Source organism: Magnetospirillum sp. XM-1, from assembly GCF_001511835.1.
In the GTDB taxonomy this organism is placed as follows: domain Bacteria; phylum Pseudomonadota; class Alphaproteobacteria; order Rhodospirillales; family Magnetospirillaceae; genus Phaeospirillum.
In genome coordinates this window covers 2,578,240-2,589,597 of sequence record NZ_LN997848.1, presented here as the reverse complement: position 1 = coordinate 2,589,597, position 11,358 = coordinate 2,578,240, and the positions used below count along the sequence as shown (strand labels likewise).

The following is an 11,358-nucleotide window of genomic DNA, read 5'->3' as shown; positions in this document are numbered from 1 at the left end:
AGAGTTTGATGGGAAAGTCCCGCGCTTACGGCTCCGACGTTGCCCTGCTGGGCGCGTTCGAGTCCACTTACGGCACCATCCCCACGGACGGCTATGCCCGTCTGGCCTTCAAGGACAGCAGCCTGGGGGCCGAGCGCCCGCTGGGCTATGACCCGCTGCTGGGCCAGGGCCGTGATGCCCAAGACCCCTTCTATGAGGCGGTCAAGGATGAGGGTGATTTCGGTATCCCCCTGGACCTGCGCGGCGTGGGCTTCTGGCTCAAGGGCCTGATGGGCGCTCCGGTCACCACCGACAACGGGGACGGCACCTACAGCCACGTCTTCACCTCGGGCGGCGACCTGCCCAGCCTCGCTTTCGAGATCGGCCACACCAAGCTGACCACCCCGAAGTATTTCCGCCACGGCGGTGCCAAGCTGGACAAGGTGTCCTTCGACATGGCCCGTTCCGGCCCGGCCAATGCCACCATCAGCGTGGTCGCCCAGGGCGAAACCGAGGCCGGCGCGTCCATCTACGCCACCCCCACCTCCTACGCCTTGAAGCGGTTCAACCAGGGCAGCGGCACCATCAAGGTCGGTGGCTCGCAGTTGGCCAACGTGGTCGGCGGCAAGGCCAGCTTCTCCAACAACCTGGAGCGCGTCGAGACCATCCGCTCGGACGGCCTGATCGACGGCGTGGACGAAACCGAGGCCACCTCCGATGGTTCTGTGGACGTGCGCTTCGGCACCGACACCACCCTCACCACCGCCATCTCGGCCGAGACCCCGGTGGACCTGGAATACGCCTTTTCCATCCCCGGTGCGTCCGGCTATTCCCTCAAGTTCCACTGGCCCCGTGTGTTCCTGCCGAAGAAGAAGCAGGAGGTGAAGGGGCCGGGTGGCATCCAGGCCAGCTACGACTGGCGCGCCGCGAAGGATTCGGTGTCCGGCTATCTGCTGCGGGTCACCCTCAAGAACGACGTGGCCACCTACTAGCGTGATGGTCTGAGGCGGACGCCTGGAGCGCCGTGATTGAGGAATTCAATCCCGGCCGCTTCCAGCGCCTGCTGGACCTTCATCACCGTTTCATGCTGGCCCCGGATGGGGCCTTCAATGCTTTCCATGCGCCGGATAGTGCCAACAGCGACCCCGGCGGCGGCGGCGAGGTCACTTTGCTCCCACCCGACGAGGGCGCGGGCTGCCTTGAGTTGTCGATTGATGGAAAGCGACACGTTCTTGTCCCTTGGCGCTATCTGCTTGACGGTGAGCGCCAAAAATACTGGCGCGGCAGGATCGCGCGCAAGGCGTGTAAGAAAGTTAACAATCTAGCTTTAATAGCTAAGTTTTTGGCTCTGAGCGCCAAGTCCGCCAGGATTTGCGCCCCTTTGGCGATTCCTTGAAGGGGGTTCCATGATTCGTCTGTCCATTCCCAAGGAGCCTTACTGGCTCGACCTTCCCCATGGCGTGCGCGTGTTCGTTCGCCCGCTGACCACGGCCGTTTACGAGGCGGCCCGCTCGCGCTCGTGGCGCATGGCCCGCGAGATCGCCGAGGAGCACGCCGACATCCGCTCGGCCGGCGGCGACGTGACCGGCCTGCCCGACTTGTCGGACAACGACGCGGTGACCGGCCTGTCGCAGTTGCTGTTCGCCCAGGCGCTGGCCCGCTCTGCCATCACCCGCTGGGAAGGCGTGCTGGGCGCGGATGACCTGCCGGCCGATGTGACCGAGCAGGCGGTGGCCGACCTGATGCTGATCCCGCGCATGGCCGAGGCGTTCGTCGTCTCCTACACCGACACCCACGAGGCCGTGCTCGCCGAGGGAAACGCATCCAGGCCCGCGCCGAATGGCACTTCGGGGGCGGGCCGGAATACTGCCGAGGGTGCCGGGAAAACGACTTCGCCTGCGCCTGCGGTGGCCGATCAGACGACGGCGAGCGATGCCCATACGACGAGCACGCCCCGGAAACGGAAGAGGGCTGGCAAGCCTGGGATCTCCTCCTCTCCTCCGCAGGGGCAAGCCGCGTAGGTCCGCAAGGTCAGGTGCTCGGCCTCGACCTTCCCGCCCTCCTCACCCAGGCCCGCGCGCTTGGGTACGACGAAACCGCCATGGCCCTGCTGCTGCCCCACGGCGAGCACGGCTTGGTGAAAGCCCTCAAAGAGCGACGGAACTCCAATGGCGACTAGGTCCATTGCCATCCGCCTGTCCCTCCAGGATGGAGAGACGGTAAGGCGCGCCCTGCTCCAACTGGGCGAGGATGGCCAGAAGGCGCTTTCCCGTATCGAAGCCGCCGCCCAACCTGCGTCCAAGGGTCTGCTGGCCGTGAACGCGGCCAGCGGTGGCGTCCGTGGTGAACTCTCCGCCGTGGCCAGCCGTCTCGGCCCACTCGGTTCGGCCATGACGGCGCTCGGCCCCATCGGCATTGCCGCTGGGGCCGCCATCGCGGTGTTCGGCAAAGCCATGGTGGATTCCACCATCAAGGTGGAGACGCTGGAGGCGCGGCTGAAAGGTCTGGTCGGTCAGTCCGCTCTCGCCGAGACCACCCGCTACCTGTACGCCCAGGCGCAAAAGACTGGCACCGCGCTCGATTCCACTATCGAGTCGTATTCGCGCCTGATGGTGCTGCAGAAGTCCGGCATCATCACCACGGGCGAAGCGCGGGCGCTGCTTGCTGGGTTCCAGTCCACGGCCATGGCCCTGGGCGTCAACAGCGAACAATTGGGGCAGTCGCTGTTCGGCCTGGCGCAGGGCCTGTCGTCGGGCACGCTGCGCGCCGAGGAACTGAATCAGGTGGTCGAGCCTATGCCCGGCCTGCTGCAGGCCCTCGACCGCGCTGCCGGCCTCCCTGCCGGTGGTTTCCGCCAGTTGGTCAATCAGGGCAAGGTCACGGCCGATTTCTTCCGCGACACCCTGATCACCGCTCTTAAAAGCTTCGACGCGGCGGCGGCGGAGAGCGCCAACACCACCGAGCGCGCCGTCACCCGGATGTCCAATGCCTGGACGAATTTCACCAATGCCCCCTGGCTGCGTGGTGTTCTGTCCGGCAGCGCCAATTTCGCCGCGCGCGTGCTGGAGGAATCCACTCCCAGCGACGGAAGTCTCGCGGCCCAACTCAAGGACGTTGAGGACCGTATCGCGCGGGCGTCGAGCGGTAGCTCGATGGGGCGGCCGTTGGCGACTGGGTTTCGCGGCTTCACCTCGTCCCTGCAGGCGGACAATGAGGAGCTTCGCAAGCTCCAGTCCGAGCGCCAGCGCATCCTGGATGATATCGCTGCTGCGGAAAAGAAGGCTGCCGAGGAAGAGGCCAAGGCCAAGGCGGAACGCGACCGGGTGCGCTCCCAGCAGCGTGAGCCTCTCTTCACCGAGAAGTTGACCGACCTGCAATTCGAGGTGGAGTGGCAGGAGAAGCTCAATGCCGCCCGCGCCAAGGGCAATGCGGAATTCACCCGCACCAAGGCGCTCTATGATGCGGCCAAGGGCTATAAGCAGTTGGAGAAGGAACTGTTCCAGCAGGGTGGCGTCTATCGCACCCCGGCCAAGGAACGGGAAATCAAGGACGCGCTGGCCCGCGATGCCAAGCTCAAGGGCGAAGGGGAACTGTCCGCCCAGGCCCAGGCAGAGGTGGTCGCGCTCGACCTGCAGGCGCGCGGCCAGCAGCGTCTCGCCCAGGCGGCCCGTGAGGGCGGCCGGGCGCAGATGGACGCGGCCCGCGCGGTCAAGGTGCTGGAATTCGCCCTCAAGAACGGCGGCGCGGCGGTTGGGTCCTATGATGACGCCCTGCGCCGCATCGACGACGGCCGGCTGGCGGAGCAGAAGAACACCCTGCTGCGCTCTCTCGACCAAGAGGTGGCGTCCAACCAGCGGGTGGCCGATTCGGCGCGCGGATCGGTGTCCGAGGTGCAGGCGGCCGAGCGCGCCAACTGGCTGGCTGATCAGGCTGCCAAGGGCCTCACCGATGCCAACGGCGAACTGGCGGCATCCTATGAGCGCCTGCAGCAATCGCGCACCCGCTCTGGCGCGGCCCAGTCCATCGCCGACCTGGAGCGCGAGATCAAGGCGGCCCAGGCTCTGGCCGAGGCCATGCGCAGCGGTGATCGCGCTCGGGTGCGCGATGTCACCATCGACAACGACACCGCCAAGTTCGCCCGCTCCCGTGGGCTGCAGGATGGCGATCCGAAGATCGCCGAGTACCGTGATGCCCGTGCCCGGCAGTATGCCGAGGCGGTGAAGGACGAGGCCCACCAGACCAATCTGGCCTATGATGCCTCGGTGCGCTTTCGGGACGAACTGGCCAAACTGGACGAGCAGCGGGCCTCCGGGGCGCTGACCGAGGAAGCCTATACCCGCCGGTACAAGGAACTGGAGCGGGACAAGCTGGAGGCCAGCCGCGAGTGGAAGGACGGTGCCATGCGCGCCCTCCAGGACTACGCGGACGAGGCGACCAATGCCGCGTTGAACGCCGAGCGGGCGATGACCGGCGCATTGCGGGCCAGCGAGGATGCCTTCGTGCAGTGGGCGACCACCGGCAAGATGTCGGGACGCGACCTGTTCAACAGTCTGGCCGAGGAGGCGTTGCGCGCGGCCTGGAGGATGTCGGTGGTTGCCCCGTTCTTTGGCGGGGCCAGTGGCGGATTTGGCTTCCTGGGCAGCATGTTCAGCGGCATCGGCAGCATGTTCTCGGGCGGGTCCGGCGCGGGCGCGTCCGCTTCCTCGGGCGGTTCCGCTCCCGTGCCCGATACCGGGAATTTTGCCATCGCCCATACCGGCGGCATCCTGGGCGCGGATCGCCTCGACCACCGCAGCGACAGACCGGCGGCCTGGGCCAGTGCGCCGCGCTACCACACTGGTGGCTTGATCGCGGGCGAGCGGCGGATCATCGCCAAGGACGGCGAAGGGGTGTTCACGCCGCGTCAAATGGACAATGCCGACCGTCTGCTGTCGGCGGCCATGTCCCAGCCGCCCGTGGGGATCACCGTCAACGTCAACAATTCCGCGCCCAACGCCCAGGCCCGCGCCCAGTGGTCGCAGGGCGGCGGCGGTCGCATGCAGTTGGACATCTTCGTCGAGGAAATCGAGACCCGGATGGGCCGCAACATCGCCCGCGGTGAAGGCATCGCCCCCACCATGGAGCGCCGTTACGGCCTTAACCCGGCTGCAGGAGCGTATCGCTGATGGCCACCACCGTTTCCTGGCCCGACAAGCTGCCGCTGCCCACGTTCGAGAACTACGGCATCGAACCGCAGGACGGCGTGCTGCGCACCGAGATGGAGGCTGGCCCCGCCCGCCAGCGACGCCGCTACACCCAGACCCCGACCCGCATTCCCGTCCGCTGGCGCTTCACTCAGTGGGAGTTCGGCATTTTCGAGGCTTGGTACAAGTGGAAGGGCAAAGAGGGTGCCACTTGGTTCTCCATGGACCTCCTTGGTGGCCTTGGCATTGTCGCCCACGAGGCGCGGTTCGTCGGCAGCGGAAATTCCCCGTACAAGGCCAATCCGCAGCGGGGCGGCCCCGGTCAGGGGTCCCGCTGGATCGTCACCACCACGCTGGAAATCCGCGAGCGCCCGGTGCTGACCGAGCCGGCCTTGAACATCGTGCTGGCCGAGGACGTGACCGGACTGTTCGCGGCCATAACCTCGCTGCACGCCACCGTCCACACCACCATGCCCGGCTCCGCCTGGTAGTAATCCCCGAGGGAAAGCATGACGCTGCAGACCGATCTTGAATCAGCCGTCGCCAAGGTGACGGCGGACAGCAACACCCTGCACTCCATCGTCCACGGCCCGGACTCGGGCACCGGCAGCACCGTCACCACCGAGGGCGGCTCGGTGAAGACGGTGGCCAAGGCGGTGGCCGACATCGAAGCGGAGATCGTTTCCGAGATCGGCTCCATCGCTGCGGCTGTGGCCAGCACCGCTTCCGATGCCACGGCGACCGCCGCTGATCGGTCGGCGGTGGCGGCCGACAAGGCGACCGTGGCTGCAGATAAGGCCGCCGTAGCGGGCGACAAGGCGACGGTCGCTGCCGACAAGGCGTCGACCCATTCTGACCGTCTGGCGGCGGATGCCGACGCTGTGGCGACCGCTGCGGATCGCTCCGCTGTTGCCGCCGACAAGGCGACCGTGGCGGCGGACAAGGCGACGGTTGCATCCGATAAGGCCGCCACTCAGGGGTATCGTGATCAGGCCGCTACCAGCGCCGCCAATGCGGCTCAGTCGGAAACTAACGCCGCTGCATCCGCTGCGCTGGCCCAATCTGCGACTCCGGGTGCGGTGAAGATCACCAACAGCGACACGACCCAGGACAAACTCAACACCAAGCTCACCGTTGGAGCGGGGATCGCCAAAGCTGTCATATCCCCAGGCGGAGACGAGCGCCTCAATCTGGCCGTGGACATCGCCGGCCTCACCAACGAGCCTGACGTGGACGTTTCGGCAGATTACGGCATGTTCTTCGACGCGAGCGCGGGCCTGATCCGCAAGGCGCTCCTGTCGAAGATGAGCGGCGGGAAGAACTATTTTGGCAGTGGTGCAGACGGCGCTCTCAATACTGCTGGAAACGTGTCGTGGAACACGTCGAGCGGTGTCGATGACACTGGCATCGTTGTGAAGCAGTTCACCAGCATCACGGTCAACAGCGGCCATACCGTCACGACTGGGCAGCGCGCCAAGTGCATGGTGCTGTATTGCACCGGGAACGTGACAATCAATGGCATCCTGCACATGGACAGCAATGGGGCCTCGGGTCAGCCCTCCGATGACGTTTATGTGGACCGCTTTGGCTCGTCCGCTGTCAACGCCCTCTTGTCAACTTACGAGGCCAACCAGTCGTCTGGCTCATCGTTTACCCGGTACAAATCCCCCGCCTCTGGCGCGGCTGGAGGTGGCGGTGGCGTTTCCGTTCTTTCCGCAGGAGCGGCCGGGAGTGCTGGCTCCGCTGGCGTTGCTGGCCAGACCGGAGGCGGCGGGGGCGGCGGCTCTGGCGGGTACGGTCAGAACACCAGCGGAGGCGCGAAGGGCGGAGCAGGAAGTGCTGGCACCGCGTTCTGCGGCGGCTCTGGCGGCGGCGGAGGCGGCGGTGGGCACGGAACCCCGAACAATGCTGCCACCTATGGCGGTGCTGGTGGATCTGGCACCCCTGGCTGGTACTCCAGCAATACCGCTGCTGGTGGTGGTGGTGGTGCTGGAAACCCCGGAGGCGGCGGTGGGACTGGGTGGGGTGGGTCGCAAAACGGCTCTGCCGGCGGGGCCGGCGGCGGTGGCACCATAATCATCATTGCCAAGGGAGCCGTCACCATCGGGGCCACCGGGGTTGTGCGCGCCAACGGCGGGGCCGGCGGTGCTGGCGGCAACGAGCCCAGTGCTGGCGGGTTTGGCGCTGGTGGCGGGGGCGGTGGCGCTGGCGGAGGGTCCATCATCATCCTGCATGGCGGCGCCTATACCAACAGCGGGACGGTTCAGGCGAACGGCGGAGCGGGCGGTTCCGGCGGAACTGCCGGCTCTCCGACCTGCGCGGGCGGCGCTGGTGGTGCTGGCGGTGCCGGGTCAATCCAGGAAGTAACAATCGGAGCGTAACATGCATACCATCTTGCATAACGGAGATGACAAGTATTCGCGCCTGTTCGTCAACACGTTCGGAGCGGGCAATACTGTTATTGATTGGTATAAGGACGAAGATGCGCGTGAAAAATTTCGCGTAGCATATCCTGATGTCGAGCCGAGCGCGTTCCCGAGCGTGTTGATTCACGAGCCTGCATATTCCGCCCCCTTACATGACCGGGAAACGGGAGAAGAAACTGGGCGCGTGAACATTGACGCGCGTCATGTGCTTCTTCCCATGCCGGAAAGCATGGTCGAGGTGGGCGAATATGAGGCTGCAGTTACTCTGCGCGCGGCCGAGAACCCCCCGGTCTGACCATGCCCGATCCGCTGCTCTCCCAGGCGATCAAGGAAGCCTATGCCTCCGCCCCGGCGGACGTGGTCATCCTGCACACGCTGGAGATTTGGCACCCCACCTTCCTGGATGCGGACGGCAACCCCGCCCCCATCCGGGTGGTGCGGGACCATGCCGATCTCACCGCGCGGCTGGAGGCCGGTGCCCCGCGCAACGGTGGGCAGATAGTGACCTTCACCGCCCTGGCCTTCGACCTGGAGCTTCCCCCGGTGGACACCGGCCCGGTGCCCGAGATCACCGTGGCCATGGACAACGTCGGGCGCGAGATCACCGACGCGCTCGATGGGGCGGCCATCAGCCAGGACAAGATCGAGGTGACGTATCGGCCCTACCTCTCCACCGACCTGGAGGGGCCGCATATGGACCCGCCGATCACCCTGATCATGACCGAGGTGGAGGCCGACCCGCTGCGGGTCACCGGCCGCGCTCGCATGCTGGACGTGGGCAACAAGGCTTTCCCCAGCGCCACCTACACCGCCAAGACCTTCCCCGGCTTGGCCCGGTAAGCATTTAACGCAAGACGCGGGGCACTCGAAGCCCCGCCCTCGGAGACCTCCATGCATTGGGCTTCCCAATACATCGGCCTCCCGTGGTCCGCCACGGGAGAAGGGCCGGACGTGTTTCATTGCTGGACGTTCTTCTGCCATGTGCAGGCGAAGCACTTCGGCCGCCCCACGCTTCCCGCGATCCCCTATGCGGACGATTTGCTGGAACTCGCCAGGGAATTCCGTGACCACCCCGAGCGCAGGCATTGGCTGGAGGTCGATCTTTCCGATGCGGTGCCCGGTGATGGCGTTCTGATGCGGCAGGCCCGGTTCCCGATTCATATCGGTGTGTGGCTGGATGTCGATGGTGGTGGCGTGCTGCACTGCTCGCGCGATTCCGGCGTCGTGTATCAGCGCCCCAGCGCCCTGCTGGTCAATGGGTGGAAGATTCACGGCGTCTATCGCTATGTCGGCCCGGTAGGTGCGGCATGACCGCCGAGGTGCTGAGGCCCATCCGCCTGCCGCTGTCCACGGGCGTGGTGGTGATGGTGGCCAACGCTTTCCAGCCCGAGCGCGGCCGTGCCGTACTGCCGGTGGCCGAGCCGATCACCGTGCGCGGCTTCCTGGCCGAGCGCGGGATCGACGAGTTCCCGCTTCCCACCATCTGCCTGTTCAACGGCGAGCCGCTGCTGCGCGCCGACTGGGAGAGCCGGGAAATCCGCCAAGGCGACCTCTGTGCCTTCGTGGCCCTTCCCCATGGCGGCGGCGGTGGTGGCGGTGGCGGCAAGAATCCCATGCGCACCGTGCTGATGATCGCGGTGATGGTGGCCGCCATCTATACCGGCGGCCTACTGGCCCCGTACATCGGATCGGCCTTCGCCGAGATGGGGGTGGGCCTCACCTGGGAAATGGCGGCCGGAATCGGCACGGCGGTGGTCGGCATGGCCGGAACCGCTCTGGTGAGCGCCCTGGTTCCCGCGCCGCGCCCATCCACCCCCGACATGAACTGGGGCGGCTTCGGCAGCACCCCGGCCCCCAGCCCCACCTATTCGCTGCAGTCGCAGGGCAACTCGGCGCGCCTGGGGCAGCCGATCCCGGTCATCTACGGCCGGCATCTGGTCTATCCCGACATCGCCACCGCTCCCTTCGACGAGTTCGTGGACAACGAGCAGTACCTGCACCAGCTTCACCTCATTGGTCAGGGTGAGTACGTGATCGAGAAGATCCGTATCGAGGACACCCCCCTCTCGTCGTTCGAGGAGGTGCAGTACGAGGTTGTGCCGCCCGGCGGCACCGTCACGCTGTTCGAGGCCGATGTGGTGTCGGCCCCCGAGGTGGCTGGCCAGGAACTGCAGGCCCCGAACACCTTGTCCACCGGAGAGGACGGCTATGTCGGGCCGTTCGCGGCCAACCCGGTGGATACCGAGGCGGGGCACCTGGGAATCGACGTGATCTTCGGGCGCGGCCTCTACTACGCCAACAACAGCGGCGGGCTGGATTCCAAGACCATCCAGTGGCAGGTCGAGTATCGCCCCATCGACAGCGACGGAACCGCCACCGGATCGTGGACGGTTCTCGCCACCGAATCGGTCACTGCCGCCACCAACACCGTGCTGCGCAAGTCGTACAAGTATGCAGTGACGCCCGGTCGCTACGAGGTGCAGGCCAAGCGGCTGGACAACAAGGACACTGATTCGCGCGCTGGCCACGAAATCCGCTGGAACGCCCTGCGCTCCTATCTGGTGGGCACGCCCGACTTCGGCGACGTGACGCTGCTGGCGGTCAAGATGCGGGCCACCGACAACCTGTCCCAGCGTTCGTCTCGTCTGATCAACTGCCTGGTCACCCGCAAGATTCCGGTGTGGTCGCCCACCACCGGCTGGAGCGCGCCCCAGGCGACCCGCTCCATCGCCTGGGCCTTCGCCGACGTGTGCCGGGCCAGCTATGGGGCCAAGTTGCCGGACAGCCGCATCGACCTGGCGGCCCTGCATGCGCTCGACGCGGTATGGGAGGCCCGTGGCGACAGGTTCGACGCGGTGTTCGATTCCTCGCTCACCGTGTGGGAGGCGCTGACCCGCATTGCCCGCTGCGGTCGCGCCGCCCCGATCCTGCAGGGTGGGGCGATCCGCGTGGTGCGCGACGAGCCGCAGACTATTCCGGTGGCCATGTTCGGGCCGCGCAACATCGTCAAGAACTCGCTCAAGATCCAGTACATCATGCCGAGCGACGACACCGCCGACGCGGTGACGGTGTCGTATTTCAGCGACCGCACCTGGAAGCCCGACGAGGTCACCGCCAAGCTGCCGGACAGCGCGGCCGAGAATCCGGCCAAGGTGTCGCTGTTCGGATGCACCGCCAAGGAGCATGCGCTGCGCGAGGGCGACTTCATCGCGGCCGACAATCGCTATCGCCGCAAGATGGTGTCCTTCCGCACTGAACTGGACGGCATGATCCCGACCTTCGGCGACCTGATCGCCATCACCCACGACATGCCGCGCTGGGGCCATGGCGGCGAGGTGGTGGATTGGGATACGTCCGGCAATGCCGGAACCGGAGGCAGCCCGTCGTGGCAGGACGTGGTGATGACCCTATCCGAGCCGATGGAGTGGACGGAAGGATCGACCCACTACATCGCCCTGCGCCGCCGTGACGGCCGCCTGGCCGGGCCGTTCGAGGTCGAGGCCGTGACGGGCGAGGACTTCCAGGTGCGGTTCCTGGAGCCGATGACGGTGACGCCCTACACCGGGAGCGACGAGGAGCGGACCTATTTCAGCTTCGGCCCCGGTGAAAAATGGACCCAGCTTGCTCGGGTCCGATCCATTAAGCCGCGCGCTGACCAAGTGGAAGTGAGCGCCGTGGCCGAGGATAGCAGGGTCCACGTCAACTAGGCCCAGCGTCCCGTTCAACGCAAAGAGTTCAACGCTTCATCAATCAACCGCCGTCCGGCCGTG

11 protein-coding genes are annotated in these 11,358 nt (G+C 66.3%); all 11 read left to right on the top strand.

Features of this window, described 5'->3' with window-relative positions; all coding sequences use genetic code 11:
- Positions 1-8 precede the first annotated feature (8 nt).
- Genes XM1_RS12080 through XM1_RS12035 form a run of 11 tightly spaced genes read left to right on the top strand, consistent with a single transcriptional unit; the run spans position 9 to position 11,295 of the window.
- Entirely contained in the window at positions 9-971 is a 963-nt protein-coding gene (locus XM1_RS12080; RefSeq protein WP_068433739.1) for a phage tail tube protein, read from the top strand.
- 32 nt (positions 972-1,003) lie between these two features.
- Positions 1,004-1,375 carry a hypothetical protein gene (locus tag XM1_RS24100; RefSeq protein ID WP_156428714.1) on the top strand — a complete coding sequence of 124 codons (372 nt, stop codon included), beginning with the start codon at positions 1,004-1,006 and terminating at the stop codon, positions 1,373-1,375.
- Between the two features lie 10 nt (positions 1,376-1,385).
- Positions 1,386-2,000, top strand: coding sequence for a hypothetical protein (locus tag XM1_RS12070; RefSeq protein WP_231920488.1), 615 nt, complete (start codon positions 1,386-1,388; stop codon positions 1,998-2,000).
- A 14-nt stretch (positions 2,001-2,014) separates the two neighbouring features.
- Entirely contained in the window at positions 2,015-2,158 is a 144-nt protein-coding gene (locus XM1_RS24555) for a hypothetical protein (protein WP_172821917.1), read from the top strand.
- On the top strand, positions 2,148-5,144 hold the full coding sequence (locus tag XM1_RS12065) for a tape measure protein (protein WP_068433735.1): 2,997 nt from the start codon (positions 2,148-2,150) through the stop codon (positions 5,142-5,144). Before XM1_RS24555 ends, XM1_RS12065 begins: the two co-directional genes overlap by 11 nt.
- The gene (locus XM1_RS12060) at positions 5,144-5,653 is read left to right on the top strand and encodes a hypothetical protein (protein WP_068433733.1); all 510 of its coding nucleotides are present in this window, start codon (positions 5,144-5,146) and stop codon (positions 5,651-5,653) included. The genes XM1_RS12065 and XM1_RS12060 overlap by 1 nt, the downstream gene beginning before the upstream one ends.
- Before the next feature lie 18 nt (positions 5,654-5,671).
- Positions 5,672-7,543 carry a hypothetical protein gene (locus tag XM1_RS25225; protein WP_068433731.1) on the top strand — a complete coding sequence of 624 codons (1,872 nt, stop codon included), beginning with the start codon at positions 5,672-5,674 and terminating at the stop codon, positions 7,541-7,543.
- A gap of 1 nt (position 7,544) precedes the next feature.
- Positions 7,545-7,883, top strand: a complete 339-nt coding sequence (locus XM1_RS12050; protein WP_068433729.1) for a hypothetical protein — start codon at positions 7,545-7,547, stop codon at positions 7,881-7,883.
- A gap of 2 nt (positions 7,884-7,885) precedes the next feature.
- A complete protein-coding gene (locus tag XM1_RS12045; protein WP_068433727.1) occupies positions 7,886-8,428 on the top strand; it encodes a DUF1833 family protein in 543 nt (180 codons plus the stop codon).
- A 51-nt stretch (positions 8,429-8,479) separates the two neighbouring features.
- Positions 8,480-8,899: a hypothetical protein gene (locus XM1_RS12040; RefSeq protein WP_068433725.1), complete on the top strand. Its 420-nt coding sequence runs from the start codon at positions 8,480-8,482 to the stop codon at positions 8,897-8,899.
- Positions 8,896-11,295, top strand: a complete 2,400-nt coding sequence (locus tag XM1_RS12035) for a host specificity factor TipJ family phage tail protein (protein WP_068433723.1) — start codon at positions 8,896-8,898, stop codon at positions 11,293-11,295. The genes XM1_RS12040 and XM1_RS12035 overlap by 4 nt, the downstream gene beginning before the upstream one ends.
- Positions 11,296-11,358: the final 63 nt, after the last annotated feature.

Bases quoted from the DNA above. Each gene is read 5' to 3' on its own strand.
- XM1_RS12080 (WP_068433739.1), top strand. From the start codon at position 9: ATGGGAAAGTCCCGCGCTTACGGCTCCGACGTTGCCCTGCTGGGCGCG.
- XM1_RS12070 (WP_231920488.1), top strand. From the start codon at position 1,386: ATGATTCGTCTGTCCATTCCCAAGGAGCCTTACTGGCTCGACCTTCCC.
- XM1_RS12065 (WP_068433735.1), top strand. From the start codon at position 2,148: ATGGCGACTAGGTCCATTGCCATCCGCCTGTCCCTCCAGGATGGAGAG.
- XM1_RS12060 (WP_068433733.1), top strand. From the start codon at position 5,144: ATGGCCACCACCGTTTCCTGGCCCGACAAGCTGCCGCTGCCCACGTTC.
- XM1_RS25225 (WP_068433731.1), top strand. From the start codon at position 5,672: ATGACGCTGCAGACCGATCTTGAATCAGCCGTCGCCAAGGTGACGGCG.
- XM1_RS12050 (WP_068433729.1), top strand. From the start codon at position 7,545: ATGCATACCATCTTGCATAACGGAGATGACAAGTATTCGCGCCTGTTC.
- XM1_RS12045 (WP_068433727.1), top strand. From the start codon at position 7,886: ATGCCCGATCCGCTGCTCTCCCAGGCGATCAAGGAAGCCTATGCCTCC.
- XM1_RS12040 (WP_068433725.1), top strand. From the start codon at position 8,480: ATGCATTGGGCTTCCCAATACATCGGCCTCCCGTGGTCCGCCACGGGA.
- XM1_RS12035 (WP_068433723.1), top strand. From the start codon at position 8,896: ATGACCGCCGAGGTGCTGAGGCCCATCCGCCTGCCGCTGTCCACGGGC.